General features: G+C 41.6%; 24 protein-coding genes and 11 tRNA genes. 19 read left to right on the top strand and 16 right to left on the bottom strand.

The features are described from left to right. The first annotated feature begins 177 nt into the window (after positions 1–177). Both L1D51_RS11195 and L1D51_RS11190 read left to right on the top strand, forming a co-directional pair. Positions 178–882 carry a SapC family protein gene (locus tag L1D51_RS11195; RefSeq protein ID WP_054563614.1) on the top strand — a complete coding sequence of 235 codons (705 nt, stop codon included), beginning with the start codon at positions 178–180 and terminating at the stop codon, positions 880–882. 125 nt (positions 883–1007) lie between these two features. Further along, positions 1008–2042, top strand: a complete 1035-nt coding sequence (locus L1D51_RS11190) for an isoaspartyl peptidase/L-asparaginase family protein (RefSeq protein ID WP_239963687.1) — start codon at positions 1008–1010, stop codon at positions 2040–2042. A gap of 68 nt (positions 2043–2110) precedes the next feature. Here L1D51_RS11190 and queF read toward each other — a convergent pair whose 3' ends face one another. Further along, positions 2111–2956 carry an NADPH-dependent 7-cyano-7-deazaguanine reductase QueF gene (queF, locus tag L1D51_RS11185; protein ID WP_239963686.1) on the bottom strand — a complete coding sequence of 282 codons (846 nt, stop codon included), beginning with the start codon at positions 2954–2956 and terminating at the stop codon, positions 2111–2113. A gap of 59 nt (positions 2957–3015) precedes the next feature. On the opposite strand from queF, the gene syd reads away from it, so the two are divergent. Beyond that, the gene (gene syd, locus L1D51_RS11180; RefSeq protein WP_054563617.1) at positions 3016–3555 is read left to right on the top strand and encodes a SecY-interacting protein; all 540 of its coding nucleotides are present in this window, start codon (positions 3016–3018) and stop codon (positions 3553–3555) included. 78 nt (positions 3556–3633) lie between these two features. Here the strand turns inward: syd and L1D51_RS11175 are convergent, their stop codons facing one another. From L1D51_RS11175 to L1D51_RS11165, 3 genes are all read right to left on the bottom strand, one after another. Next, positions 3634–4407 carry a Zn-ribbon-containing protein gene (locus L1D51_RS11175; protein WP_054553724.1) on the bottom strand — a complete coding sequence of 258 codons (774 nt, stop codon included), beginning with the start codon at positions 4405–4407 and terminating at the stop codon, positions 3634–3636. Then, positions 4407–4673, bottom strand: a complete 267-nt coding sequence (locus L1D51_RS11170) for a hypothetical protein (RefSeq protein WP_055021916.1) — start codon at positions 4671–4673, stop codon at positions 4407–4409. The genes L1D51_RS11175 and L1D51_RS11170 overlap by 1 nt, the downstream gene beginning before the upstream one ends. A gap of 155 nt (positions 4674–4828) precedes the next feature. Beyond that, a complete protein-coding gene (locus L1D51_RS11165) occupies positions 4829–5059 on the bottom strand; it encodes a DUF2789 domain-containing protein (protein WP_036969581.1) in 231 nt (76 codons plus the stop codon). A gap of 147 nt (positions 5060–5206) precedes the next feature. Between L1D51_RS11165 and L1D51_RS11160 the strand changes: the two genes are divergently transcribed. Next, a complete protein-coding gene (locus tag L1D51_RS11160) occupies positions 5207–5854 on the top strand; it encodes a GNAT family N-acetyltransferase (protein ID WP_054563618.1) in 648 nt (215 codons plus the stop codon). A gap of 809 nt (positions 5855–6663) precedes the next feature. On the opposite strand, the gene L1D51_RS11155 is transcribed toward L1D51_RS11160, so the two are convergent. Together L1D51_RS11155 and L1D51_RS11150 are read right to left on the bottom strand one after the other, a co-directional pair. Beyond that, positions 6664–6963, bottom strand: coding sequence for a DUF3301 domain-containing protein (locus tag L1D51_RS11155; protein ID WP_239963685.1), 300 nt, complete (start codon positions 6961–6963; stop codon positions 6664–6666). Then, a complete protein-coding gene (locus L1D51_RS11150; protein ID WP_239963684.1) occupies positions 6964–7992 on the bottom strand; it encodes a DUF3549 family protein in 1029 nt (342 codons plus the stop codon). Between the two features lie 106 nt (positions 7993–8098). Here L1D51_RS11150 and L1D51_RS11145 point away from each other — a divergent pair, with 106 nt between their 5' ends. From L1D51_RS11145 to msrB, 11 genes are all read left to right on the top strand, one after another. After that, positions 8099–8413: a YqcC family protein gene (locus tag L1D51_RS11145; protein WP_054553719.1), complete on the top strand. Its 315-nt coding sequence runs from the start codon at positions 8099–8101 to the stop codon at positions 8411–8413. Between the two features lies 1 nt (position 8414). Then, positions 8415–9188 (top strand): tRNA pseudouridine(65) synthase TruC, encoded by a 774-nt coding sequence (gene truC / locus L1D51_RS11140; RefSeq protein ID WP_055021913.1) that lies wholly within the window; start codon positions 8415–8417, stop codon positions 9186–9188. Then, on the top strand, positions 9175–9621 hold the full coding sequence (locus L1D51_RS11135) for a flavodoxin (RefSeq protein WP_054563623.1): 447 nt from the start codon (positions 9175–9177) through the stop codon (positions 9619–9621). Before truC ends, L1D51_RS11135 begins: the two co-directional genes overlap by 14 nt. 128 nt (positions 9622–9749) lie before the next feature. After that, positions 9750–10481 (top strand): TrmH family RNA methyltransferase, encoded by a 732-nt coding sequence (locus tag L1D51_RS11130; protein ID WP_054563624.1) that lies wholly within the window; start codon positions 9750–9752, stop codon positions 10479–10481. 60 nt (positions 10482–10541) lie between these two features. Further along, the gene (locus L1D51_RS11125) at positions 10542–13940 is read left to right on the top strand and encodes a chromosome segregation SMC family protein (protein ID WP_239963683.1); all 3399 of its coding nucleotides are present in this window, start codon (positions 10542–10544) and stop codon (positions 13938–13940) included. Positions 13941–13973: 33 nt separating this feature from the next. After that, positions 13974–14702 carry a cell division protein ZipA gene (gene zipA / locus L1D51_RS11120; RefSeq protein WP_055021910.1) on the top strand — a complete coding sequence of 243 codons (729 nt, stop codon included), beginning with the start codon at positions 13974–13976 and terminating at the stop codon, positions 14700–14702. Positions 14703–14784: 82 nt separating this feature from the next. Continuing rightward, positions 14785–16806, top strand: coding sequence for an NAD-dependent DNA ligase LigA (ligA, locus tag L1D51_RS11115; RefSeq protein ID WP_054563627.1), 2022 nt, complete (start codon positions 14785–14787; stop codon positions 16804–16806). Next, on the top strand, positions 16799–17143 hold the full coding sequence (locus L1D51_RS11110; protein WP_054563628.1) for a DUF3392 family protein: 345 nt from the start codon (positions 16799–16801) through the stop codon (positions 17141–17143). The genes ligA and L1D51_RS11110 overlap by 8 nt, the downstream gene beginning before the upstream one ends. After that, positions 17140–17628 (top strand): DUF2919 domain-containing protein, encoded by a 489-nt coding sequence (locus L1D51_RS11105; protein ID WP_054553711.1) that lies wholly within the window; start codon positions 17140–17142, stop codon positions 17626–17628. Before L1D51_RS11110 ends, L1D51_RS11105 begins: the two co-directional genes overlap by 4 nt. A gap of 9 nt (positions 17629–17637) precedes the next feature. Continuing rightward, the gene (locus tag L1D51_RS11100) at positions 17638–18090 is read left to right on the top strand and encodes a hypothetical protein (RefSeq protein WP_054563629.1); all 453 of its coding nucleotides are present in this window, start codon (positions 17638–17640) and stop codon (positions 18088–18090) included. Positions 18091–18170: 80 nt separating this feature from the next. Next, entirely contained in the window at positions 18171–18614 is a 444-nt protein-coding gene (msrB, locus tag L1D51_RS11095) for a peptide-methionine (R)-S-oxide reductase MsrB (protein WP_239963682.1), read from the top strand. 29 nt (positions 18615–18643) lie between these two features. On the opposite strand, the gene L1D51_RS11090 is transcribed toward msrB, so the two are convergent. The 10 genes from L1D51_RS11090 to L1D51_RS11045 form a co-directional block, all read right to left on the bottom strand. After that, on the bottom strand, positions 18644–20593 hold the full coding sequence (locus tag L1D51_RS11090) for an ATP-binding protein (RefSeq protein WP_239963681.1): 1950 nt from the start codon (positions 20591–20593) through the stop codon (positions 18644–18646). Continuing rightward, positions 20590–21966 carry an extracellular solute-binding protein gene (locus L1D51_RS11085; protein ID WP_239963680.1) on the bottom strand — a complete coding sequence of 459 codons (1377 nt, stop codon included), beginning with the start codon at positions 21964–21966 and terminating at the stop codon, positions 20590–20592. Before L1D51_RS11085 ends, L1D51_RS11090 begins: the two co-directional genes overlap by 4 nt. A 6-nt stretch (positions 21967–21972) precedes the next feature. Beyond that, a complete protein-coding gene (locus L1D51_RS11080) occupies positions 21973–23607 on the bottom strand; it encodes a response regulator (RefSeq protein WP_054563633.1) in 1635 nt (544 codons plus the stop codon). Between the two features lie 578 nt (positions 23608–24185). Further along, a tRNA-Val gene (locus L1D51_RS11075) sits at positions 24186–24261 on the bottom strand. A 101-nt stretch (positions 24262–24362) separates the two neighbouring features. Continuing rightward, a tRNA-Val gene (locus tag L1D51_RS11070) sits at positions 24363–24438 on the bottom strand. A 35-nt stretch (positions 24439–24473) separates the two neighbouring features. After that, positions 24474–24549, bottom strand: a tRNA-Val gene (locus tag L1D51_RS11065). 43 nt (positions 24550–24592) lie between these two features. Continuing rightward, positions 24593–24668, bottom strand: a tRNA-Val gene (locus L1D51_RS11060). Between the two features lie 36 nt (positions 24669–24704). After that, positions 24705–24780 (bottom strand) — tRNA-Val (locus L1D51_RS11055). Between the two features lie 67 nt (positions 24781–24847). Further along, positions 24848–24923, bottom strand: a tRNA-Val gene (locus L1D51_RS11050). A gap of 36 nt (positions 24924–24959) precedes the next feature. Then, positions 24960–25035: transfer RNA gene (locus L1D51_RS11045), tRNA-Val, on the bottom strand. A 644-nt stretch (positions 25036–25679) separates the two neighbouring features. Between L1D51_RS11045 and L1D51_RS11040 the strand changes: the two genes are divergently transcribed. The 4 genes from L1D51_RS11040 to L1D51_RS11025 all read left to right on the top strand — a co-directional run bounded on the left by L1D51_RS11040 (position 25680) and on the right by L1D51_RS11025 (position 26230). Next, positions 25680–25755 (top strand) — tRNA-Ala (locus tag L1D51_RS11040). 39 nt (positions 25756–25794) lie between these two features. Next, positions 25795–25870: transfer RNA gene (locus L1D51_RS11035), tRNA-Glu, on the top strand. A gap of 130 nt (positions 25871–26000) precedes the next feature. After that, a tRNA-Glu gene (locus L1D51_RS11030) sits at positions 26001–26076 on the top strand. A gap of 78 nt (positions 26077–26154) precedes the next feature. Continuing rightward, positions 26155–26230, top strand: a tRNA-Glu gene (locus L1D51_RS11025). Positions 26231–26352 lie beyond the last annotated feature (122 nt).

Raw genomic sequence — 26352 nt, 5'->3', positions numbered from 1 at the left:
ATTTACTTGCTTATAGCTTGTTTTTTCATCATTTGGGGTTGATTGGTAATGTAGGTAAATTTGTTAATTTATAATGTACAAACTGCCACAAAATTTTCACTTCCTTTTTGTTGCCAAAACCTATAGGCTTTGGGCACTAACAGCAAAAACATATTATAAAATTAATGGAGCAGTATCATGGCGGAGCAACAAGTACAGCCTTTACATAACGAAAAACATGCCAACACTAAAATTCAAAATGGCATCAACATTGAGTTCATGAAAACTCAGCACTTAGTACCTGTGGTTGCACACGAATTTGCACGCATCGCAAATGAATTCCCAATGGCATTTGTTAAAAACAACGAATCAGGTCAATTCCAAGCAGTTGCTTTATTTGGTCTAGAGCCAGGCGAGAACCTTTTCATTCAAGACGACAAATGGACAGCTGCATTTGCACCTATGTCTATGACTCGTTACCCACTAGGTCTTGTTAAGCACCCAGAAGCTGACCAATTTGGTATCGTAATCGACGAAGCAAGCCCACTTGTAAGCGAAGAAACAGGTAATGCACTTTTCGAAAACGGTGAAGAAACTGAGTACCTTAAGCGTCGTAAAGAAGCACTTGTTTCTTTCATCGAGTTCTCTCAGGTAACTGAAGCATTCACTAAGTACCTTGCAGACAAAGAACTACTAGTAGCTCAAACGCTAACTGTAGAAATCAAAGGTGAGAAAAAAGACATCAACGGTATCTACCTTGTTGATGAGAAAAAACTTAACTCACTAAGTGATGAAGAGTTCTTAGACCTTCGTAAGCGTGGCTACTTAGCACCTATCTACTCTTTCTTAACGTCTACTCACCAAGTAGCACGTTTAGCACGTTTAAAAGCAGCTCAAGCTTAATTTTAAACAGCTGAAAAAAAGCGCCATTTGGCGCTTTTTTTGTTTCTTTCGTCGGTTAAAGCTTGAAATGCAGCGCCTAATTATTCACATTGGGCTTACAAACTAAAATAAATATAAGTGCCCTTATGTTAAAAACATTACTCACCTCAGCCATTGCCCTTAGCGCATTATCATTTAGTACTTTAAGCCACAGTAGTGATCAACCTTTTGCTATCGCCATTCATGGTGGTGCAGGAACGATTGAAAAGAGCCGCTTCACGCCAGAGCAAGAAAAAGCTTACCGTGCAAAACTAAAAGAAGCCGTTGAAACAGGCTATGCCGTGCTTGAAAAGGGTGGTGAGAGCCTAGATGCTATCACTGCGGCAATTAATGTGCTGGAGAACTCGCCGTATTTCAACGCTGGTCGCGGTGCTGTATATACTTATGACGGGGCACATGAGCTTGACGCATCGATTATGGATGGTCGTACACGCCAAGCTGGAGCTGTTGCTGGGGTTAAACACATTGAAAACCCAATTAACTTGGCGCGCTTAGTGATGGAAAAATCAGTGCATGTTATGCTCAGCGGCCAAGGTGCTGAAGAGTTTGCAAAAACTCAAGGTATGCCGCTGGTTGAAAACAACCTATTTGATACTGAGCACCGTTATAAAGCGTTATTAAAAGCAAAAGAAAAGCTCGATAAACAAAAAGTAACTAGCAAAGACTACCAAGCTGCACACAAAGCCCTGCCGGTTAATTTCAAAATGGGCACTGTCGGTGCAGTTGCACTTGATAAAAACGGTAATATCGCTGCAGGTACTTCTACAGGTGGTATGACAGCAAAACGTTTTGGTCGTGTAGGTGACTCACCAGTGATTGGTGCGGGGACCTTTGCTGAAAACGAATCATGTGCAGTATCTGCGACAGGCCATGGCGAGTACTTTATTCGCTACAATGTGGCAGCTGATATTTGTGCTCGCGTAAAATACCAAGGTAAAACTATTGTAGAAGCGGGGAACGAAGTGATCCACGATGTATTAATGCCTATAGGTGGCACAGGCGGTGTGATCATTATTGATGCTAAAGGTAACATTAGCTTGCCGTTTAACACCGCTGGTATGTACCGTGCGAGTAAATCAAATACATCACCAACGTATGTGGGTATTTTTAAAGACGAGTAATTATCTGTAACGAATCTTCAGACAATAAAAAACCGAGTTCACAACTCGGTTTTTTATTGTCACCAAAGTTATTGGCGATTAATTTTTACCTTGAAGGGTGTTTCATCTTGATTCGTTGAGCGATAAGGGTTGATATCTAAACCACCACGGCGTGTATAACGGGCATACACTTCTAACTCTTCGAGGTTTAACTGCTGCATTAAATCGCAGTAAATACGCTCTACACATTGCTCATGAAATTCGTTGTGAGTTCGAAATGAAATTAAATATTTTAATAAGGCTTCATGGCAAATCGCTTGGCCTTTATAACGAATAATCACACTCGCCCAATCAGGCTGTGAGGTGATCAAACAGTTCGATTTTAGTAAGTGACTGTGTAGGGTTTCTGAGACAATCTCATCACCATTATGGCGAAGTGAGCTTGCATCAATATCATAGCTGGTGATTTCGATATCCAGATCATCAATACATTCGCCCGGTAACGCTGAAAATGGCAAACAATTGAAATCATCTGCTTGGTATAAAGTAACGACCACCGGTGCATTAACTGCATCTGACAAGTCTTTGCTAAGCGCTTGATGTACGCCCTCTAGCGTCTCAAAACGTGTTTGATTAAAGCTATTTAGGTACAGTTTGAATGACTTAGACTCAATGATATGGCTGCTCTGACAAGGAAATACAAACGTTGCCACAGCGACCATTGGCTTACCCTTGCTATTTAGCCACGATAATTCATAGCCAGTCCAAATATCTTGGCCTTTAAACGGTAAGTTATCTTCGCTAACACCTAATGCATCACGGTTTAATTTACGGGCAATAGGAAACAGTAAACTTGGTGTGTAGGTATCTACATACTCTGTGCTTTTACCAAGAACACTGTTTTTCAGTTCGGGTGAGTTGCTGTAATCTGTCATCTTTACACTTTTGTAGTTACAATGGCGGCATTATACCTAAAGCCAATGAGTTTCGCAGTATGTCTGTTTCTACAAAACTAGATAAGTTACATCAAGCATTTAGTGAAAAATGCCTCGAACGCACAGGAAAGCTTCCTGTTATTGAACATGATACAGCATGGCCAAGTCCATGTGAGCAGGGCGAAGTAGATGAGCAGGGGCTTATTCAGTGGTGTGCAGTTCCACAACAACCTGCTGGCAGTTTAGAAGACTTAGCCAAGGCACTAGAGTTATCGTTTCCTGAAGATTTAAGCCCATTGTTTGGTCATGTCTATGCGGGTAATTTGTTATTGAGTATTGATGATCATCACATTGAACTGCTACAAGCATGGAATGAAGATGATTTTAGCCGCTTACAGCAAAATATTACCGGTCACGTGTTAATGAAGCGCAAGCTAAAGCAGCCAGAAACCGTATTTATTGGTCTTACAGAGCAAGATGATCTACTGATCACTGTATTAGTCGAAAGCGGTGAGGTTTGCTTAGAGTATGTGGGTAAAAAACCACATCATGTGCTAGCGAATAGCATCAGTGAGTTTTTAGACAAAGTAACGGTATAAATTCAATAAGTAAAAAAGGGGCGGTTGCCCCTTTCGTGTATTTGGTTTTTGCCTTTTTAATTTATTGCCTTTATTAAGCTATTGAAAGTCCCACGAGATATTCGAAACAATGCCACAGGGCTCACAACGAAAATCAAATAAGCCAAACCATGGCTCTGGTAATTTCCACTCGCCATCGCAGCTTGGGCAGCGACGTTTAAGCTCTGACTCTTTGTCAACGCCGCCTACACGATATAAATAGTAATAAACCGGCTTCTTGGTTAGAAAACTAATACGTTTCGTGATATCGCGACCACGGCGGTATAAGTCACTCTTGATGCTAGTTAGCTCTTCAAGCGCAGGAAATTCACAACGGGTTGCACCATTGATCTGAATTTGATCGCACGCTTGCCAGTCTTCTTGCCATTTAATGAGTGTTTTGTAATCGCCATTGGCAATTGCTGGAATGCGAAATAACGGCACAGGCAAAAAGTCATCACCACAATAAAGCGGGCTACAGGTGTGCACGTAAGTGGTATACAAAATATAGCACGACGGATCATGACACATGTCTGCGCCATTTGAGTGAATGTCTTGGCCGACCACTTTAACTTTTGGTGCCAGTAAGCCTGCAGTGTTTAATTGCTCAATGCTATGTTTTACAAACGGGCTATGGTTGAGCGGATGCATCGCATCTTCGGTTGGGCACATTACACGAGTAATGAAAAATCCATCTTTTAAAACCGTTGGGAATTCATCACCAATTATTTGGCCGTTAAAACGAAGCGCATTCACTAGGCGGTTTATCGCCTGCTCAGCAAGCTCTAAGGTAGTATCTTGGTAGCAATCAAAAGTCAGATCGACAACAAACATTATTTTTTCTCAAGCAGTGCTAATAACCTATCTAATTTAGCTTCAATACGATCCAATTGACTTTCCTTTGGTGTACTCAGTTGTTCATTTGACGGGTTATTGATGAAATTATTAATTGAATCCGGATTGTTTTTATATTGGCTAACCGCTGCGATGATCACAGGCATCGGCATTGGTTGGGCTAGCTTACTCTTAGTTAAGGCAACTGTCGGGGTTTTACCTTCATCAAGAAGGGTTTTAATTGCATCAAATACAACGGCATTCATTTTTGTATAAACTCTTTTATAAAGACTAAAAAGCACCGCAGTATATGGGCTGCAGTGCGCGCGTATGGTAGCAATAATAGATGTGGAGTGAAATTACTTTCCTAATTTACGAGCTAAAAGAATGTTATTTAAGCTCGTAAATTAGGTCGCAGGCGTTACTGGCGTAACCTTGCGTCTAATTCATCAATCACCTCGCTCCAAGCACCATCTTCTGCAAGTGATTCTGCTAAAAAGTGTTGCTGAGCTTCATCCCAAAAAGGCGCTTCCTGCAATAGGGTTGTATCAGATAGTTGATGGGATGCTATAAAAGCATCTATTTCACTTTCTTTGCTCGGTAAACCAAGTTGTGCAAATAGGGTCGAAATATCATGTTTTGTCGTATCCATAGTCCTGCTCCTTGTGTATGGCGATAATTATTACTGCTTGAACTTAATGATGATGAACCGCAGTTTAACTTACGCTGAATTTGTCTTTAATCGCTGTTGGGTATATACCTTATAGTCTAGTACGAAAATAATAAAACAAATAAAAGGATGAGTATTTTGACAGTTGCTGAACCCGAAACCTTAAGTGTGCAATACCTGAGTGCTGAAGATATTAGCACTGCCGCAAGCCTTATTTATCAAGCCTATCATGATGATCCCGTTCTTCAGAATGTATTAGGTTTTCAACAAGATAACCCAAGTAAATATGAAACTAAATTACGTGCTTTAGTACGTGAAGAGCTAGCAAGTTTCTGGCAAGAAAAGCAGCCTCTAATAGGTCTTTACTCACAAAGTAGATTAAAAGCCATTGCCTGTGTATTCGATTCGGCAAGTGAACTGCAAGCTGAACGATACTGGCATTGGCGCTTAAAACTGATGCTTAGTGCGGGTTACTTGCAAACCAATCAGCTTATAGAAAAAGAGCGCACTATTCGTGAAGCGCTCTCGAGTAAAGGCCATTATCTGTTTTTAGCCTTTATAGCCGTTGACCCACATTTTCAGGGGCAAGGTTTAGGCAGATATCTGCTACGAGGGCTTGATGATTTAGTTGAGTCAAGCAATCAAGCAAGTGGTTTAGCCGTATTTGTTACTCGCTCTGAACAGCGCGAATTCTTTAGCTCTGAAGGGTTTGAAGTGTTCAAAGCATTAAGCTTTAACCAAGTTGAAGGTGACTTGATGTTCAAAGCAGCAAATTGACAAAAGGACGTTTTGGAAATAGCAATGTGAGATAAATCTCACATTGCTGTGCGTTTTATCAGTTTAATGCCTTTAAATTTGTACCCATAATTGCTTATTGTAATGATTTTAAAGGATTTATTGTTTTTGTCATTTTTGTGACTTAGAAAAAATTACTTTTTATGCCTACCAAGATATCCGCATTTCTCTAAACTTAATCATGTCAAGAAGACGCAGGTTCAACGATTGAACTGATGCCAAGGATTAGGATTATGGCAACAAAGCAAGAAGCTTAGCAGGAAGCAAAGGGACAAGAGCTAGGGAAGCAAGGAAGAACGAGGACACTGCCAGGATGCAGTACAATCGCGGAGCGATTGAAAAGGACTGACCAAAGGATGATTTTAGCAGGAAGCTAAAGGAGCGTTTGGAAAACGAAGTGGATAGCCATTGACGGCAAGAGGACGGCACTAGGATGTGTTAAATGTTACATGAAGTAGCATGGTGGGTGTATCGGATGTATACCCGTTCAGGGGAAAGATAAAAAGGCAGCTTCGGCATAAGTAAGGATACTTAATCATGGAAGTAGCAAGATTGGGGCGTGGCTATTAGCTACGCCTTAGTTCTTTCTGGGGGTTGCACTTCTCGCACTTGCAATTATTCTTGTATAACTCGCAACTCGCAACTCGCAACTCGCAACTCGCAACTCGCAACTCGCAACTCGCAACTCGCAACTCGCAACTCGCAACTCGCAACTCGCAACTCGCAACTCGCAACTCGCAACTCGCAACTCGCAACTCGCAACTCGCAACTCGCAACTCGCAACTTGTAACTTAAATCTTATGCGGCGGTATTACTACGCTTTTAAGTAATTCGTTTTCCATGATCAAAACGCCTTGATACACGTTTTCTCCATCACTTGAAAACTCAAAAATAAATTCGCTTTTGATACCTGGTTTGCCGCTTTTTAAAATGCCAACCCTGCGTTTATTGCAAGCAACACTCATCAATTGCACATTTAATTGCTCAATTTGTCTTTGTGCATGAAGATTAGCTGCTTCTGCTACTTTTCTGTTTAACCAAAAAAAATAGATGATGCTGCCAATGATAATGAGTGTCCACAAGCCTGCCATTTACGAGAATAACCTTCCAATTGCTCGAGCGAGTGTTTCGCTACGATTTTCTTTTCTTAATAAACCTAGTAGGTGAGGGCGAATACTAGGAATTGCAACTAAATCGGTGAAAATACTCACAAACAGTTGTTCAATTTCAGTGTGGTGTGCACAGCAATCCATAAACACATGTAAGCGTTCTGGGTCTTCTAGTGTTCTAAAACAACGCCCTGCAATTGTTAATAGTACATCTGACTGGGTGTTCATATCAGAGCGTAATACAGTATCAACCAGTTGTGCAGTTAAACCTTGCGCCGTTGTTTTTGATAAGCTTCTAAGAGCTGCAACAAGAGCAATGTCGTCTTTTTGCTCTATCGCCTTTAAACCATAGGCTAACAATTGCTCTGCAAAAACGGGTTCAATTGCAACATGTTCAAGCATTGCACTTAGCGGCTGTAATACTTCGACAGGTAATTGTCCCCAAGCGGCTTGTAGGTTTGCTAAATTGTTGTCGCTATCTAAGCGCATCGCAAAATCAGCAATACCCTGTACTGCAACACTTTGCCAATTATCAAACCCCAGTTTGCCTGAAAAATACAGCTGCGCATATTCGTAATACTGTGAAGCACTTTGTTTAAGTAAGCATTTAACCTGTGCATTAAATGCCGCTAGCTTGTTGGCGTTTGGCGTAAATACATACGGATTGTTATCAAGTTTGCCTTCGGCATTTTCACCGGTAATTTCGGTACCAAGTGCTTCAATTACCATATTTGCAAAGTGGTCGCGGCTTGCGCTTACAAGACGGCTTTGCTCATCTAGGGGGAATTTTAAAAACCATACATAAGGTTCTTTAGACGCTTTTACATCCCAAAATTGAATAGCAAGCCAAGCATGACCAGCAAGCGGGTAAGGGTAAGGGATTTTTGTTTCTTCAATGGCAAGAAATTGTTTTTTGTCTAATTTAGTGATGTGTCTGCCAATATCGAAGGCACGCCAAGTGGTACCTGCTGCGTCCAGAAGTTGCCCTAAAGTGGCGATCTGCTCAGTCATAAAATCTCAATTACCGTTTTTAATCTATATCAGCCGTGAATTATACGCCATACCATGGCGCCTTGGAACAGGGTATACTAAGCACAAAGGTATTAAGAGTTTTACAATGCATCAACAGACTTTGGCGCTGCTGCGCGAATTAGAATCCACATTACAACGCCATTCACTTTGGCAAACAACACCGATTGACCCAAGTGCACTCAATTCTAGTGTGCCGTTTTGTCATGACACCATGGCTTTTGAGCAATGGCTGCAATTTGTTTTTCTTGAAAAAATGCATACCCTCATTGCACATGCCCAGCCTTTACCCCGTAATTTTGCAATTGCACCTATGGCTGAAATGATGCTGGCACAACACAGCGGCGGTAATGATGTGATTAACGTTTTACAAAAACTCGATCAACTTTTGAGTGATGACTAAGATGCAAGAGAGTGTTAAGCCACAATTTGATGAGTTAACGATTCTGTACCGCGATGAAAATTACATTGCGATTGATAAACCATCCGGTTTATTGGTTCACCGTTCGTTTTTAGACAAACACGAAACCCAATTTGCAATGCAAATGCTGCGTGACCAAATAGGCCAACACGTGTTTCCTGTACATCGTTTAGATAGACCAACTTCAGGCGTATTACTGTTTGCGTTAAGCTCAGAAGCAGCCCGTGACATGAACCAGTTGTTTATTGATGGGCAAATTGAAAAACGTTACTTAGCTTTAGTAAGAGGCTTTTTAAACGAATCAATCTTCTTAGATAAACCTTTAAAAGAAGAGCTTGATAAAATTGCCGATAAGTTTGCTGATCAAAATAAAGCACCGCAAGAAGCACAAACGCAATTTCATTGCCTGCACCAAGCAAGCTTGCCTATTCCAATTGGTAAATACCCAACAGTTCGTTACTCGCTGGTGGAGTGTTTTCCAAAAACTGGCCGCAAACATCAAATTCGTCGTCATTTAAAACATTTATCATTGCCAATTATTGGTGATGTAAATCATGGTGATAATCAGCATAATCAATTTTTTAGAGAGCATTTTAAACTTCGTCGGTTAATGTTATTTGCCTCTGAATTAAAGTTTGTGCACCCTTATAGCAAGCAACCAATAACAATTAGAGCGCCTTTAGGCGATGCAATGTTAACGATTTGCCAGCAACTTGGCTGGCCAACAGAAGAAAAGGATTATTATGGCAACCATTAGTATTTTTGTCGGCAGTGTTTACGGCGGTGCTGAGCGTTTAAGCGAACAAGTTATTGAAGTCATTGAAAAGTCTGAGCATCAAGCGCAATTAGTTGAAAATGGCACGGTTGATGACATGCTGGCTGCGTCACATATTTTAGTGATCACTTCAACGACGGGTCAGGGCGATATTCCTGACAATTTAATCGCTTTATATAGCCAATTAAATGATCAATTTCCTATGTTAACAGGCAAGCAATACGGCATTATTGCTATGGGCGACCGCAGCTATGGCGATACGTTTTGTGGTGCAGGTCGCAGTTTTGATGAGCTGTTTCGCGATTTACAGGCAAAACCTGTTGGTCATCGTTTAGAAATTGATGCCTGTGAAGATTTTGAGCCTTGGCCTGTTACTGAGCCATGGTTAAATGAATGGCTGACAAAAATTAGTTAATGCCTCCTATCAGCTAGTGTCTCTTAAAAGTGCTGATTGAATAAGCAATTGGTACTTTCCCCTTGGTTTTTCGAGTACAGAATCTGTGACCTTGGTGATATACTTAACCATCATTTTATGAGGCTGTTATGATTTCAAAAAACCAACTGAAACTAATTCGTGCATTAGGTCAAAAGAAATACCGTAAGCAATATAACCAGTACCTTGTCCAAGGCGAAAAAAATGTACTTGAATTACTAAACAGTGGTTTAAGTATTGCTCATATATTTGCGACTCCTGCATTTATTTCTGCGCATCAATCAGCACTTGCAGCCCATCAAGTCATTGAAGCAGATGAAGACAGCCTTACCAAAGCTAGTACGCTTGTTAGTAACAACGCCGCAATTGCTGTTGTTGATATGCCAAGTGAGCAAGCATTACCAACATCGGGACTTATTTTAGCCCTTGATGGCGTGTCGGATCCGGGGAATTTAGGAACGATTATTCGTGTTGCTGATTGGTATGGTATAAAGCATATTGTTACCAGCAAAGACAGTGCGGATGCTTATAACCCGAAAACTATTAGCGCCACAATGGGTTCATTTGCTCGCGTGTGTGTCTCACAAACTGATTTAACCAGTTACTTACCAAGCCTAAACCTCCCAGTGTATGGTGCATTTTTAGAAGGTGAGAACATCCACAAAACTGCTCTTAAACAAGATGCCGTATTACTAATGGGCAGTGAATCTCATGGTATACGTACTGATTGCGAAAGCTTAGTTACTGATAAAATAACCATTCCGGCTTATGGTCAAGCAGAATCGCTCAATGTAGCGATGGCAACGGGTATTATTTTAGATAATTTTAAGCGCCACGCTTAACCTTTTACCCTAAAATGGGTTAAATTGAAGAATAACAATAAAAATCGGTAAAACAATTAGATGCGCTTAAGCACCATAAAATTAGCGGGTTTCAAATCGTTTGTTGAACCCACTAAGATCCCATTTCCTGATCAGATGACGTGTGTTGTCGGCCCGAACGGCTGTGGCAAATCAAATGTCATCGATGCAGTGCGTTGGGTGCTCGGTGAAAGCTCAGCTAAAAACTTACGTGGCGATGCCATGACCGATGTTATTTTTAACGGCTCAACTAATCGAAAACCTATTTCACAAGCCTCTGTTGAGTTGGTGTTTGATAACACCAGTGGCCATTTACCGAATACCTTTGCTGATCGAAACCAAGTGGCGATCAAACGTTTAGTGACTCGAGATGGCCAGTCAATTTATTTTCTAAATGGCAGCAAATGCCGTAAGCGTGATATTACCGATATCTTTCTAGGCACAGGTCTTGGCCCGCGCAGCTATGCAATTATTGAGCAGGGCATGATCTCGCGTTTAATTGAGAGTAAACCGGCTGATTTACGTGTTTTTTTAGAAGAAGCTGCGGGGGTTTCAAAATACAAAGAGCGTCGTCGTGAAACGCAAACCCGCATTAAAAGCACCCGCGAAAACCTTGAGCGACTGCTTGATGTAAGGCAGGAGTTGCAAACACAGCTCGATAAACTTGCAGTGCAATCAGTCGATGCAAAAAAATACCGAGAGCTAAAAGCCACTGAGCGCACCTTAAAAGGGCAAATTGCGGTTTTAAAGTGGCAGAAGTTACACCAACAACAAATTGATAAAGCTGAGCAAATTAATAAACTTAAAGAGCAAATCCAGTTCTTTAGAGAAGCGCACTCTGGCCACGATGATGTTTTAGCAAGCCTTGAAAATCAAGTGCAGCTTGAGCAGCAAAAACTGCAAGACGCACAGCAGGCTCAGCATCAAACACACACTGATTTAACCCGCAAAGAGCAGCAACAGATCAGCTTAAAGCAGCAACAGCAAACACTTAGTCAAAACCTCATCAAACAGCAACAACTGCAGTTACAAAATAAAGAGCTGCAAGAAGAGCAACACGCCTCAGCCGCCATTTTACAAGAGCAGCTACAAGAAGCGATTGAGCAAAGTTTACTGTGCGCTGAGCAAGTTGCAGAGGTTGAAGAACAAGTCGCACAGCAACAGCAACAAACGCAAAGCGCCAATGAGCAATATCAAAGCACCTTACAGAAAAGCCAAGCTCATAGCAGTGATATTAATGTTGCAAAGAATCAACAGGCTCACTTTGCCCAGACTGTTGCGCAACTCGAGTCTCAGCAGGCACAACTTGCCGCTGAAATTAATGAACTTGAAGCGACTCCAGTTGCAGCGCAAATTGCAGAGCAACAACAGCAAATTCAATCACTGACGAAAGAGCTTGCGCAGCAACAAAGTGCGCTGAATAAGCTCACTCAAAATCTAGAACAAGCGGATAAAGAGCAACAGCACTTAGAGCAGGACTTAAAGCGGGTTCAGCAGCACAGTAATGAAAATAGAGCCAGCATAGCTGCGCTTAATTCTGTGTTATCAGAGCAAACCAACAGCGAGAGTGTCTCTCTATTGGCGCAGTTAAAGGTGGCTTCTGGCTTTGAGCCGCTAATTGAACAAGCCCTACTTGGCCTTGAGCATCTAAAGGTCAGTCAACATAAAGAGCCTAACAGTGTTTGGCCTGCATCTGATGATGAGTTACCAAAAGAGTCATTAGCTAATTATATCGAATCGGGTGCTTACCCTGATTTATTAGCACGGTTTGCATTTCAACCTTGTTTTGATGACGCTATTTTGGCGGATACATATTGGCTGGCTGTGATTGATGAAGAGGGCTGTATGCATGGTCGTAACTTTCATACCGATGCCAATAAAGACGCCGACAATTCTTTGCTTTTAAAGCATGCTCAGCTAAGTGATGCTCAGCAGTTAGATGAAGAACTCAACGAGCAATTAGAAACTAAGCAGCAATTGCTAAATGAGCATCTAGCTCACAAGAAAACACTTATCGCCGACAAAGAGCAATACAGAGAACGAATTCACCAAGCAGCTCAGCAGATTGCATCGGCCAGCACTCGACGCGATATGTTATTAGAGCAGCAAACCCAGTGGCAAAACCAGCTTGTTAAGTTGCAACAGCGTCAAACCTTACTGGCTGAGCAAAAGCAAAATGCTGACGAACAGCAACAAACTCAGCAGTGTTTACTTGAACAACTGTTAGAGCAGCAATTAGAACTTGAAACTGAGTTAGAGCAAGCAAAACACCAACAAGCTGAGGCAAATAACCGCTATCGCCAAGTGGCTTCTATGCTTGAGCAATATAAAACGCAAGCACATCAAGCAAATTTGGCCGAACAAAAAGCTCGCAGTGAATGTCAACTTAGCGAAACCAAACTACAGCATGCAAATGCCGCACAAAGTGCTGCCAGTGAAGCCGTATTAGAGCTCAACGAGCAACTAGAAGAATTAGTGATCCCGCTTGAAGAAGTAGCAGAGCAAATTATGCTATTGCTTGAAAAGCATCAACAAAGTGACGTTGAGCTGAAAAACTTGCAAGCGGCCTTGAGTCAAGCTAAAAAGGAGCTTGCTGATAAGCAAACAGCGTTGAAATCATCGCAATCTGAGTTGGTGACGTTACAAGAGCAGTTGCAAGCATTAGCGCTGGATGAGCAAAGTTTAATCGTGAAGGCGCAAGCTGCGTTAGAGCCACTTGAAGAACTGGAACAAAATTTAAAAACAGTACTTGAAGAACTGCCTGACAATGCCAATTTAAATAGCATGCAAACGAGGCTTACAAAAACCACGCAAGCATTAAATGAACTTGGCGCGGTGAACTTAGCGGCAATAGATGAGTTTGAGCAGGCTAAACAGCGCAGCGATTATTTAAATCAGCAGCTTGATGACTTAACACAAGCATTAAATACCCTTGAGGGGGCGATTCAAAAAATCGACCGAGAAACAAAAAATCGTTTCAAGGCGACCTTTGAACAAGTAAATACAGACTTTGGGGAGTTATTCCCAAAAGTGTTTGGTGGCGGTAGTGCTTACCTTGAATTGACCAGTGATGATCTACTTGAAAGTGGGGTGAGCATCATGGCAAGGCCACCAGGCAAGAAAAATTCGACAATTCACCTGCTTAGTGGTGGAGAAAAAGCGCTGACCGCATTATCATTGGTGTTTTCAATATTCAGGCTCAATCCAGCTCCATTCTGTATGCTAGATGAAGTGGATGCGCCATTGGATGATGCGAACGTGGGTCGTTTTTGCCGTTTGGTAGAAGAGATGTCACAATCAGTACAATTTATTTATATCAGTCATAACAAGATTGCTATGGAAATGGCAGGCAGGTTGACCGGTGTAACTATGGCTGAACCAGGTGTATCACGTATGGTCGCTGTAGATATAGAACAAGCTGTGCAAATGGCACATGCATAAAATTTAGGCATATCAAATAATAAAGGTGAGGGGATGGCCGAAGAATTAAGATGGGCTTTAATCGTAATCAGTGTATTTGTCATTGGTGGTTTATTAATTCACGGCTTATGGTCGGTGCGTAAAAAGGACAGCCCAGATACGCCATCAGTTGAGCGGGTTGAACCGAACGAAACAACCAGCGAGGTTCAAGAGCCTGCGACTGCAAAATCGCAAGAGCGTGATGAGCCAGAGTTTGGTGATTTAAGCTTTTCAGCAGAAAGTCACGACGAGCCGGCTGTTTCAGAACAGGTTGTTGAAGAGCCTGAAGCTGAGCAACAAGAAGTTGAAGAAGAACCTGCTGATGCACAAGCTCCAACCGATTTCATTATCGTGCATTTACAAATGCCAGAAGGTTTAACAATGGATGGCAGCCAATTATTGCCAGCTGTTAATATGTTAGGCTTTAAGTATTCTGAAGAAGGTTTCTTTAACCGTCATTTAGACCCAGCTGGCACAGGCCCGGTGTTATTCCGTTTAGTGAATATGTACAACCCAGGTACGTTCGATATTGATAATATGGAACAGTTTAGTACGGCAGGTGTTAGCTTATTTATGACCTTACCATGTGATGGCGACGGTCTAAGTGCATTCAACATGTTGCACAGTGCTGCTAAAAAGCTAGCCGATGAATTTGGTGCAACGATTTTAGATAGCAACCGTGAAGAAATGACGGTTGAAAGCGTTCGTGAGTATGTTGAGAAAGTTCGCAGCTTTTCATCGTAATCGCACACACAGAGTATAAGTATTAGGCCACTTGGCGTTAAGTCGTCTAAGTGGCTTTTTTATGTAGATTTTTGAGGTTTTCATGTCCAGCCCCATCTTTGAGCAAATTAGCCAACTTCGTGCCCAGTTAGAAGAGCATAACCATAATTATTATGTGCTGGATGCACCTAGCATTCCTGATGCTGAATATGACCGTTTAATGCGCGAATTGAGCGCCCTTGAGCAAGCTAATCCTGAGTTTCAAAGCCCTGACTCACCAAGCCAGAAAGTCGGTGGCGCCGCACTTGATAAGTTTGAGCAAGTTACTCACCAAGTGCCAATGCTGTCACTTGATAATGCGTTTTCAGAAGAAGAGTTTGCCGCCTTTAACCGCCGTATCAAAGAGCGTCTAATGGACAACAATGAGCTGACTTTTTGTTGTGAGCCAAAGCTTGATGGTTTAGCGGTATCGATTATTTATCGTGATGGTGTTTTAGTTCAAGCAGCCACCCGTGGCGATGGTATGGTGGGTGAAAACATCACTCAAAACGTGAAAACAATTCGTAATGTGCCGCTTAAGTTACGTGGCGATGACTTCCCAGCAGAGCTTGAAGTGCGCGGTGAAGTATTTATGGATAGCGCCGGTTTTGCCAAACTAAACAGTGAAGCCGAAAAACGTGGCGACAAAGTGTTTGTTAACCCACGTAATGCTGCGGCTGGTAGCTTACGTCAGCTTGACTCTAAAGTAACAGCAAAGCGTCCACTGATGTTTTATGCCTACAGCACTGGGCTTGTTGCCGATGGGCAGTTACCAGAAGATCATTACCAACAGCTAGCTAAACTCACCGATTGGGGTTTACCACTTTGCCCAGAAACAAAACTGGTTGAAGGTCAGCAAGCTGCACTTGATTACTACCAAGATATCTTGACGCGTCGAAGTAGCCTTGCCTACGAAATTGACGGTGTGGTTATTAAAGTAAATGACAAAAAACGACAAGAGCGTTTAGGCTTTGTGGCACGAGCACCACGCTGGGCAATTGCTTTTAAATTCCCGGCGCAAGAAGAAATCACCCAATTACTTGATGTTGAGTTTCAGGTAGGGCGCACTGGCGCAATCACCCCTGTAGCACGATTAGAGCCGGTATTTGTAGGTGGCGTAACGGTATCTAATGCAACACTTCACAACGGCGATGAAATTGCCCGTTTAGGCGTTAAAATTGGCGATACCGTGATTATACGTCGTGCGGGTGATGTTATTCCACAAATAACCCAAGTGGTCCTTGAACGTCGCCCTGACGATGCAAAAGACATTGAATTTCCAGCTACTTGCCCAATTTGTGACTCACATGTGGAGCGCATTGAAGGTGAAGCGGTTGCCCGTTGTACGGGTGGCTTAGTGTGCCAAGCGCAGCGTAAGCAAGCAATTAAACATTTTGCGTCACGTAAAGCACTTGATGTTGATGGCTTAGGCGACAAAATTGTTGACCAACTAGTTGACCGTGAACTGATCAAAACGCCTGCTGATTTATTTATCCTTAAACAAGGGCATTTTGAATCACTAGAGCGAATGGGTCCAAAGTCAGCTAAGAACTTAGTTAATGCACTACAAGATGCGAAACAAACAACCTTAGCTAAATTCCTATATTCGTTAGGTATTCGTGAAGTCGGTGAAGCAACCGCGCAAAACTTAGCAAACCATTTTTTAACTCTAGAAAAAATCACTCAAGCAAGCGTTGATGCGTTAACTGAAGTAAGTGACGTAGGTGAGATCGTTGCTAAGCATGTACGTGGCTTCTTTAGCGAAGAGCACAATATGGCAGTTGTAAATGCGTTAGTTGAGCAAGGTATTCACTGGCCAGAATTAACAGCACCGAGCGCCGATGCGCAGCCATTAGCTGGCTTAACTTACGTACTGACCGGCACATTGAGTGAGCTTAATCGTAATGATGCAAAAGCACGTTTACAAGCGTTAGGTGCAAAAGTGTCGGGTAGTGTATCGGCTAAAACAGATGCACTGATTGCGGGTGAAAAAGCAGGCTCAAAATTAACCAAAGCACAAGACTTAGGCATTGATGTGTTAACTGAGGCTGACCTCATTGCACTTTTAAGTGAGCACAATGGATAGTCTATTGCAGGCATTGTCGTCAGTTGCTTTAACAATTGGCAACTGGCTGCAACCACACCTTTACAATATTTCATTATTGCTGGTGGTGTGTTTTATATCCTTGTATGCAAACGATATTATTAAAGTGACCAAGCGCTTTGTCGTGCGTCGTCACTTTATTATTCGCGTGCTTTGCTTTGTGTTGGTTACTGGGTTTGGTATGGGCTTACTTGTGGTGTTTGTAACTCCATTTTTAAGTAAGTTGCTACTGCTACTCGGTGTTAAATGGCTGGCGCTTACACTTACAGCTGCGTTTTTTGTACTTGGCATCATTGCCGATAAGAAGAACCAAATATGAATCGCTACGGTCCAGAATACTGGGATAAACACGGCGCTTATCGAACCCCAGTAGCGTTTCATTTAACTTTGTTAGTGTTGTTACGCAGTTACTTTATATGGATTATGGCGGCGCTGAGTCGGCGCCCTGATTTAGATATCATGTCGCTGTTTTTTAAATCGAAAAGCGATTTCTTTACAGCCATTGCCATTGCGGCAATCGCCTTATTACCGGCGGTGATCTTTTGTTTACGCCGACCTCAAGAAAATGCTGAAAGTGCGAAACGTCTCGCATCTATATGGCGTTTTATGCGCTGGCCATTAATTTTGTGTGCCATCACAGATTTAAGTTGGTTAACCTATCAGGCTGCGCACAGTCACTATCAGTTTTCGTTTTTCTTAGCGTGTCAAATGGTGCTGGTGTTATGGGTACTGTTATATTTATTAAAAAGCAGATATCTGTCGGTCTTTTTTAATGATTGGCCAGATCCAATTGAAAAGAAATAGGGCTGCAATATGTTGGCAATTAATAATCTTTTAGCAAAAATTTCACTCACTATCGCGCTGGTATTAATTGCTTTGTGGGTATTTACGCCACTTTGGCACAGTGCTGCATTTTCGTTGTTTGTGATGTTATGGGGCTTTATTACTTTATCAAGCCTTTATCGGGTAACTCCGTTATTTGTAGCGCGTAATCCCATTACTGATTTACTAAAGCGTGATGTAAATCAGCTAGCGCTGATAAGTCTGGCTGGTTTATTCGATTTTAAACGCAAAGCTGAGTTTGTATTAATTGGCCAAATTAAGCAGATTGAAATCGGCGAAGGTATAATCCATGTAACTGATGTCAATGACCAGCTGATAACCGCCGTATTAAGTGTTAACAGCAGCCAAATAAATAGTCATTTAGCACAGCTACTTTCTGAGCGTGAACGTGCACAAATAGATATCAGGTTACAAACACAGTAATTACTAGACGCACGTTGCTTGCCCTTAGTCGTGCTTGTGATGTACTGTGCAATTGTTGTATTCAACCCTGAGGGAGCATTATGTTAACTTGGCAAGATATTTTAGAGTTTGCCCATAACGGTAACCCAACACCTTCACGTCGAGTCGAAAAATCGCAATCTGAATGGCAAGCTGAGCTCGAACAAGATGCATTCTATGTAACCCGCTTAAAAGGCACCGAACGTCCGCATAGCTCTGATTCATGTACGATATTTGAACCAGGTCAATATGCGTGTGTGTGTTGTGACAACTTACTTTTTGATGGCGATGAAAAGTTCGATAGTGGCACAGGCTGGCCGTCATTTACCCAGCCTAGCAGTGTTGAAAGCATTGCCTATATCGCGGACTCTAGCCATGGTATGCAGCGCATTGAAGCCGTATGTAATGTTTGCGATGCACATTTAGGACATGTATTTCCTGATGGTCCACCGCCAAGTGGCTTACGCTATTGCATGAATGCTATAGCGATGAAAAAACGCGACTAATGCGTATTTAATCTCTATCTAATCATTACCTAATCTAAGTATTGAGCAATGATAAAAATAAGGTGCTCACGGTGAATTGGCTTACTGATTATGTAGTCTGTCAAAATACTGGATTGCGCCTTATCATCTTTTAATACCGATGCTGTAACCGCAATGATTGGAATATGCTTGAAGCGATCATCACTGCGAATTAACTGACTTGCTTCTAATCCGCCCATCACCGGCATTTTTAAATCCATGATGATTAAATCAGGCTGATGCTGCTCAATTTTTTTAAGGGCATCTTCACCATTGATAGCCGTGTCTACGGTAAAGCTCCAGCGCGATAAGAAGGACTCTAAATAGTCACGGTTGTAGGGAATATCATCAACAATCAAAATGCGAGCAGGATTAAAGTGGTAGCTCGAAATAGCGGGGTAGTTACGATGTTTCACTTCATTTTTAGATTCAGCTAATTCAATATTTGGTAACGACACGATAAACTCACTGCCTTTATCTTTATCGCTGATCACCGATAACTCACCACCCATTAGCTTGATAAAACGCAGTGAAATCGCAAGACCTAATCCCGTTCCACCAAACTCAGAACTACGTTGGCCTTGTACTTGTTCAAAATCATTAAAAATAAGATCTTGTTGATCTTTAGGAATACCCTTACCTGTGTCTGTGACATGAATTTTGATATCAATATTGCTGTTGTCATCGTGTGCTTTAAAATCAAAATACACTTTAACACTGCCTTGTGCTGTGAACTTAATAGCATTACTGATTAAGTTGGTTAGTACTTGGCGAACTTTATTGCTATCAAGTAACACTGGAGTTGTTAACTCAGGGTGAGAGGTTATTTGTAAATCGAGATCTTTTTGCGCACTGAGCTGTAAAAACATCATATTAAGCTCATGGCACATTTTAGGGATTTCTACACGCTCAATATCGAGTTGCATTTTACCAGCATCGATTTTTGATAAATCGAGAATGTCATTCAAAACATTAAGCAGTGAATTTCCAGAGATTGATATTGCTTCTAAATAACGACGCTTATTTTTATCTGTTTCGCTATCTTGTAGTAATTGGCTAAAACCTAGCACTGCATTGAGCGGAGTTCTTAACTCATGTGACATATTAGCTAAAAAGCGACTTTTGGCCTGATTTGATTGCTCAGCTTGTTCTTTAGCATCAAGGTACTCTTGAGTGCGCTTTGCAACCGTGTCTTCAAGCAAACTATGTTGTTCATGCATGCTGTTGATCTGCTGTCTAACCGCAGCGCGCATCATTTTAAAGCCACTGGCGAGAGTACCTATTTCATCTTGGCTTTTTATATTAATAGGGCAGTTTAAATCACCCGTGGTCACAGCATGAGAAAACTCTACGAGCTGATCAATGGGCTGTAAAATAATACGGCGAATAATGATATAGGCGATGATAAGTGCGGTTAACAGGTAAATAGCAAACAGCGAAACTGCATTACTAATAATCGATTTCGTCTTTAACGCTAAGTCTTTATCTGAAAAGCTTACGATAACGTAACCGATGTTTTCCCCCTGAAAATTGCTAATTGGCACAGCAACAACATATTGTTGCTCCATGGCTACAATGACATTATGCTTAGGATTGAGCTGTTTTAGCAGCACTTGGTTAGTTTCTAGGGTATCTACTTTACTGTTATCCGGGTGGGCGGCGATAAAGTTATTTTGGTCGATAAAGTAAATCGTCTTTAAATCATCAAAGGTATTATTTTTTAAAATATTTTTTAATGTAATACCCTGAATTTTAAGTACCCAACTCCCCACGGTATTGTCTTGTGTGAGGCTGTTTATTTCTGACAACATGGGCGAGACAATCGCATCGGCTTTTTCACTCATGTTCAAAAGTGTTTGCTCTTTAAGCTCCATTACATGCAACGACGTACTTGCCCCTAAAATAAGGGTAATGGTAAAGCCAATGATCATTAAAATTTTGTGGGCAATACTAATTCTCATTGCTCAATATTGCTCCGTACTTTTAATGCTTGCATATTAGCGTTAATTTTTGCGTCTGTGCTTTTGATTGATTGTTTTATATCTGCACCATAGAAAATTTGGCTAAAGGTTTGCGAAATAATTTCGCCAATAACCGGAAACTCGACCATGCCAGCCTGAAGGCGATCAGGCGTTGCATGCTCAAACACCCATAACATGGCTTTATTAAAGCCAGGTTTGTTTACTAGAGTAAACAGCTTCTCGTGCCACACTTTTTGTCTAGGCGGTGAGCCTCCTGTACTAAGTAGTGCGGCGGTCTGCTCACTGGTTGCCCATTGAATAAATAACCATGCAGCATCTTTGTTAGTTGATTTGCTATTAATTGCAAATGCCCATGCCCAAGGAGATGTTTCTCTGGCGATTGGACCAGCAGGCAAGGGGGCTGCTTCCCATTTATTCCAAATATCTGACTCTTCGGCGGTATCTATTTCATTATAAAAATGAGAAGCCAAAAAGGCCGAGGCAAGGCGGCCTTCTTTAAACAGGCGACGAATTTCATAAAAATGCAGTAAGCGGCTGTTATCTGGATTGCCGAACCCTGTTACTAGGTCGCGATACACTTGTAGGCTTTGTGCCGTTTCAGGGCTATAAAAAACTGACTGGCCCTGCGCGTCGATAACTTCAGCGCCATAAGCACGCATAACAGGTAATACAGTCCAAGTGTTTAATCCTGCACCGGGCAATGTCCGTGAGGCAAATGCATGCATACCATTTAAAGAAGGGGTGCGGTCGATTTCCCGTTGTAACTTAACCTTGGTTGCTTGTAGTTGCTCGTAGGTATCTGGAACTGCTAAGTTAAAACGTTCGAAAAGATCTTTGCGATAAAAATAAATCGGCGCAGAAAAATCAAATGGTAACGAATATAGCGTGTTATCAATTTTACAAAGCGCTAGGCTACGCTCACTAATGTCTTCTAACTGATACCAAGTTTTGTCTGTCAGTTTTGGGTTATCAATATAAGGCTGCAAGGGCTCAATCCAGCTTTGGCTTTGCGCTTCACCTAAAAAGGTAATCCCCATCGGCAGTACATCGTAAAGCCCTGAAGCCTCGCTTAAATCTTGATGGCGACGAACACGCATTTGTGATTGTTCTAAAGCATGAAAGCCAACAGAAATCCCTGTTAGCTGCTCAAATAAAGGAATGTAGGGTTTTAACGCCATAAATGCAGGCTGCTCATCAGCCAAAATATTGATATGGCTACCTGCTTTACTTTGCCAATTGATACTGGCTTGTTGCCAATGTTGTAATGTTGCTGAGGCAAAGCTGTATTGGCAAAAGATTAAAAGCGCAACGCTTAGGAGGGGCTTTTTAAATTTAAACAAAGAAAATGCCATACTCGATTACTCAGCAAGCTTAATTTTTAACTTTGCAGCCAAGGCTTTAATTTTTTCAAAGCGGATTGCTTGTTCATCTTCTAATGTTTGCGCATCTAGCAAGGCAAAACATTTTTTCGCGAGCGCTAAATTAAATGATTGGCCTTGGTTATTTGTATCGAATAAACATTGCAGTAGGTTTAAAGCGATGCTGGCATTTTTAGGCATGATCCTAAATGCTTGGGTGAAGGCTTCAAGTGCCGTATTGAGCTGACCTTTATTAAATTGTGTTACAGCGTGATTATTGAGCTCTTTCGGACCGAGCTTGATATCTCGTCGTTCAGTTTGTTGTTGTTGAATATAACGTAAATACACCGGATCGCTAACTGATGGGTGGCGTTCACAGTGAGTGATAATTTGGTTAAATAGCATCTGTGCTTTGTGGTGAAAACCAAGCTCATGAAACGCTTTCGCTTTATCGAGCGCACCATCTACTGAACGAATTTGAGTGTCACTTTCATCAAGCTGATTGATAAGTGCTTTAGCCTTTTGATGTTCATCCTTTAAATAATGCAAACGCGCATTGAGAACATCAATTTGTGTTTGATTATTACTATTCGGAAACTGCTTTTTTAAATCACTTAAGTACTGGTTTGTCTGTCTCGAAATGCGATTAACTTGATCGGTTTGATCCGTCGTTAAAGCAAAATCAATCCCTGCGCGCGCCGCATTTAAATATATATCAGGGTTATCGTGAATTGAGTGCTTTGCGTAACTGGCAATATCTTTTTGAGTTAAATAGTTTTTTTCATAATCATGATTAAGCAATGATACATGACTCAGGGCTTTTTGGCGGTCAATGTTACGTGGGGCAATCTCAACAGCTTTACTAAAAAAGTCCTGAGCCTCATCAAACTTATTGAGTTTAATTTCTAATCGACCTAGTAAATCAAGCGCAACTAGTCTCGTTTCACTGCGCTGCAACATCGTCTTAAGCATGCGGTGTGCTAGGGTATGTTCATTATTAGCAATAAGCGCTTCGACTAAACCAACTTTTGCCCAAGTAAATTTTTGAATATCGAGCACTGATTTAAAAAATGTTTTGGCCTCTTCAAAGCGCTTAAGGCGAAGAAGGGCGTCGCCTTTTAATCTCAACAGAATGGCACTGTAACTATTACCTTTGTTTTGCAGCAAGGCATCAATTTGTTTAATTGCTTTGGAGTCATTCCCATCATCAATAAGTTGATAAATTTGATGTAGGTTACTTTTGCGCAATAACACTTTTTCAATACGATTTTTTAATTCGTTAATTGTAAAGGGTTTAACTAAGAAATCATCTGGTTGTAGCTCGAGTACACTGTGAACTAACGAGCCGCTTGTTTCAGCTGAAATAAAAATAAAGCCGGTAGAGTTTTTTATAAGACGCTTCATTTTCAGCTCTTCATAAAGCTGATAACCATCTTGATGTTTACTAAGGTTAAATGAACAAACGATGAGATCAAATTGCTCAATTTGACATTGTTCTTTTGCTGCAATTGCATGCTCAGCAAAACGCAACTGACGAAACCCCAATCCCTCTAAGGACTGTTTCATATAGCTTTGAGCAAGTGGCTGCTCTTCAACTATTAAAATTTTGGCTTTCGAAAAAATCTTTGCAGGCATTGGACTTGCGACTAAGTGACATTAACGATGACTATAATAAACAGTCTAGCTGCTGACAAGGCAAATTACAGCTTTTGCAATGATTTAAAGTTTAGCTTTGGGTTATATCAATAAATGGAGTAGTGAGTGATAGATATTAGAAGTCAGATATTAGAAGTGATTGTTATATGTGGTGGGTCGTACTGGACTTGAACCATCGAGCCTGTGTTTTGTAAAGGGTGGCGATGCTTTTGAAAACTAGAGATAAAATAAGGAGGTTTTATATCTGGTGGGTCGTACTGGATTTGAATCATCGAGCCTGTGTTTTGTAAAGGGTGGCGATGCTTTTGAAAACTAGAGATAAAACAAGGAAGCTTTAAAGAAAGTATTTAATGAGTGTTTATATGTGGTGGGTCGTATTGGACTTGAATCATCGAGCCTGTGTTTTGTAAAGAGTGGCGATGCTTTTGAAAACTAGAAATAAAATAAGGAGGTTTTATATGTGGTGGGTCGTACTGGACTTGAACCATCGAGCCTGTGTTTTGTAAAGAGTGGCGATGCTTTTGAAAACTAGAGATAAAATAAGGAGGTTTTATATGTGGTGGGTCGTACTGGACTTGAACCAGTGACCCTCGCCTTGTAAGGGCGATGCTCTCCCAACTGAGCTAACGACCCACATATAAATTTGTTTTAGATTAAATGGTTGGTCTTACTGAACTTAACCACCGAGCCTTTTCGTTGTAAAGAGTTGCGATGCTCTTTGCTTCAAAAAGTAATGGTGGGTCGTACTGGACTTGAACCAGTGACCCTCGCCTTGTAAGGGCGATGCTCTCCCAACTGAGCTAACGACCCATATAATCTTTTTCTTCGCTACCATTTTAATTAAATGGTGGGTCGTACTGGACTTGAACCAGTGACCCTCGCCTTGTAAGGGCGATGCTCTCCCAACTGAGCTAACGACCCGCGAAGAATAATCTAAATGAAAACACCATCAAAGTTTGTTTAATGGTGGGTCGTACTGGACTTGAACCAGTGACCCTCGCCTTGTAAGGGCGATGCTCTCCCAACTGAGCTAACGACCCATTTAGATTTTTGTAATATGAAACACCATTTTAAAATGGTGGGTCGTACTGGACTTGAACCAGTGACCCTCGCCTTGTAAGGGCGATGCTCTCCCAACTGAGCTAACGACCCATATTACATACAGCATATTTTCTTAATGGAAGGACCACCGAAACTTTCTTTATAAAGAGAAAGTAAATGGTGGGTCGTACTGGACTTGAACCAGTGACCCTCGCCTTGTAAGGGCGATGCTCTCCCAACTGAGCTAACGACCCATTAAGAATTTAGATATGAACACCATTAGGGAATAATGGTGGGTCGTACTGGACTTGAACCAGTGACCCTCGCCTTGTAAGGGCGATGCTCTCCCAACTGAGCTAACGACCCATATCTAAAACAACTCATTGCTGCGTTGTTGTGGGGCGCTATTATAGATAGAGTTGTAAATGTGTCAACACTTGAATGAGTAAAAATGTGTTAGATGCAGCTTTTATAAACAATGACATGGCATTTAAGCATTTTTTGGCGAACAAATATGCAATTTATATTCATAAGCTTATATTTAGACTTGGATCTATAGCTTTATGACCTAGGTAAATCATTCCAAATGATATGAATACAGTAAATTTTTAAAACAGTTTTTTCATATCGATAAATTTGCATTAGTTAATTGCACTCTAGTTAGCACTATTAAAAACAAAGCAGGGGAGGGGAAAGTCGTTTTATTTAAAGCTTTAAATAACGAACTTTATTTTGCATATAAATGTATACCCTTTTTTTAGAGAGTAAACTCAAAAGCAGAGAGTCTTTGATAACAAATCAACAATGCAATTAGCCCAAAATAGCTAATTTGATAGCGCTTTGTATAAAATACCTCCGCAACGGATTGATATTTAGTCAGCTTGTTGAAATTTAAATCATTTAAATAAACTTAGATAAAAAACTGTTGACTTTATTTGGGGGGCTGCATAGAATGCGCCCCGCACTCAGCGATACACAACCAACATTAATTGGCGGTGTGTATGCAAGTCGGGGCTATAGCTCAGCTGGGAGAGCGCTTCGCTGGCAGCGAAGAGGTCTGCGGTTCGATCCCGCATAGCTCCACCAGATTTGCATAGTGTTTGTCCTAGGGTTGCAGTTTTCTGCGTCCCCATCGTCTAGAGGCCTAGGACACCGCCCTTTCACGGCGGTAACAGGGGTTCGAATCCCCTTGGGGACGCCACTTACTCTTAGTAAGTGAGCAATTGCCAAGAGAATAAATATGTTGGTCTCGAGTACTTACATGTTATTTTAGTAACCTTAACTCCGATATGAGTCAAACTATCATTTAATGTCCTAGTGACACATTATGTGTCCCCATCGTCTAGAGGCCTAGGACACCGCCCTTTCACGGCGGTAACAGGGGTTCGAATCCCCTTGGGGACGCCACTTASTWWAAGTGTTGTGTTATTAARARCTCGTCTGAATCGAGTCTAACTATTCAGTTGTCCTAGTGACACATTATGTGTCCCCATCGTCTAGAGGCCTAGGACACCGCCCTTTCACGGCGGTAACAGGGGTTCGAATCCCCTTGGGGACGCCACTTACTTTAAGTGTTGTGTTATTAAGARCTCGTCTGAATCGAGTCTAACTATTCAGTTGTCCTAGTGACACATTATGTGTCCCCATCGTCTAGAGGCCTAGGACACCGCCCTTTCACGGCGG

Source organism: Pseudoalteromonas shioyasakiensis (assembly GCF_022398475.1).
Taxonomy (GTDB): Bacteria; Pseudomonadota; Gammaproteobacteria; order Enterobacterales; family Alteromonadaceae; genus Pseudoalteromonas.
The sequence above is the reverse complement of the archived record's forward strand: the minus strand, read 5'-3'. Positions and strand labels throughout refer to the sequence as shown.

Bases quoted from the DNA above. Each gene is read 5' to 3' on its own strand.
- L1D51_RS11175 (WP_054553724.1), bottom strand. From the start codon at position 4,407: ATGTTTGTTGTCGATCTGACTTTTGATTGCTACCAAGATACTACCTTA.
- L1D51_RS11195 (WP_054563614.1), top strand. From the start codon at position 178: ATGGCGGAGCAACAAGTACAGCCTTTACATAACGAAAAACATGCCAAC.
- L1D51_RS11145 (WP_054553719.1), top strand. From the start codon at position 8,099: ATGCATCAACAGACTTTGGCGCTGCTGCGCGAATTAGAATCCACATTA.
- L1D51_RS11080 (WP_054563633.1), bottom strand. From the start codon at position 23,607: ATGCCTGCAAAGATTTTTTCGAAAGCCAAAATTTTAATAGTTGAAGAG.
- L1D51_RS11110 (WP_054563628.1), top strand. From the start codon at position 16,799: ATGGATAGTCTATTGCAGGCATTGTCGTCAGTTGCTTTAACAATTGGC.
- L1D51_RS11165 (WP_036969581.1), bottom strand. From the start codon at position 5,059: ATGGATACGACAAAACATGATATTTCGACCCTATTTGCACAACTTGGT.
- truC (WP_055021913.1), top strand. From the start codon at position 8,415: ATGCAAGAGAGTGTTAAGCCACAATTTGATGAGTTAACGATTCTGTAC.
- L1D51_RS11105 (WP_054553711.1), top strand. From the start codon at position 17,140: ATGAATCGCTACGGTCCAGAATACTGGGATAAACACGGCGCTTATCGA.
- syd (WP_054563617.1), top strand. From the start codon at position 3,016: ATGTCTGTTTCTACAAAACTAGATAAGTTACATCAAGCATTTAGTGAA.
- L1D51_RS11170 (WP_055021916.1), bottom strand. From the start codon at position 4,673: ATGAATGCCGTTGTATTTGATGCAATTAAAACCCTTCTTGATGAAGGT.
- L1D51_RS11135 (WP_054563623.1), top strand. From the start codon at position 9,175: ATGGCAACCATTAGTATTTTTGTCGGCAGTGTTTACGGCGGTGCTGAG.
- ligA (WP_054563627.1), top strand. From the start codon at position 14,785: ATGTCCAGCCCCATCTTTGAGCAAATTAGCCAACTTCGTGCCCAGTTA.
- L1D51_RS11160 (WP_054563618.1), top strand. From the start codon at position 5,207: ATGAGTATTTTGACAGTTGCTGAACCCGAAACCTTAAGTGTGCAATAC.
- msrB (WP_239963682.1), top strand. From the start codon at position 18,171: ATGTTAACTTGGCAAGATATTTTAGAGTTTGCCCATAACGGTAACCCA.
- L1D51_RS11125 (WP_239963683.1), top strand. From the start codon at position 10,542: ATGCGCTTAAGCACCATAAAATTAGCGGGTTTCAAATCGTTTGTTGAA.
- queF (WP_239963686.1), bottom strand. From the start codon at position 2,956: ATGACAGATTACAGCAACTCACCCGAACTGAAAAACAGTGTTCTTGGT.
- L1D51_RS11190 (WP_239963687.1), top strand. From the start codon at position 1,008: ATGTTAAAAACATTACTCACCTCAGCCATTGCCCTTAGCGCATTATCA.
- L1D51_RS11155 (WP_239963685.1), bottom strand. From the start codon at position 6,963: ATGGCAGGCTTGTGGACACTCATTATCATTGGCAGCATCATCTATTTT.
- L1D51_RS11150 (WP_239963684.1), bottom strand. From the start codon at position 7,992: ATGACTGAGCAGATCGCCACTTTAGGGCAACTTCTGGACGCAGCAGGT.
- L1D51_RS11085 (WP_239963680.1), bottom strand. From the start codon at position 21,966: ATGGCATTTTCTTTGTTTAAATTTAAAAAGCCCCTCCTAAGCGTTGCG.
- L1D51_RS11090 (WP_239963681.1), bottom strand. From the start codon at position 20,593: ATGAGAATTAGTATTGCCCACAAAATTTTAATGATCATTGGCTTTACC.
- L1D51_RS11100 (WP_054563629.1), top strand. From the start codon at position 17,638: ATGTTGGCAATTAATAATCTTTTAGCAAAAATTTCACTCACTATCGCG.
- zipA (WP_055021910.1), top strand. From the start codon at position 13,974: ATGGCCGAAGAATTAAGATGGGCTTTAATCGTAATCAGTGTATTTGTC.
- L1D51_RS11130 (WP_054563624.1), top strand. From the start codon at position 9,750: ATGATTTCAAAAAACCAACTGAAACTAATTCGTGCATTAGGTCAAAAG.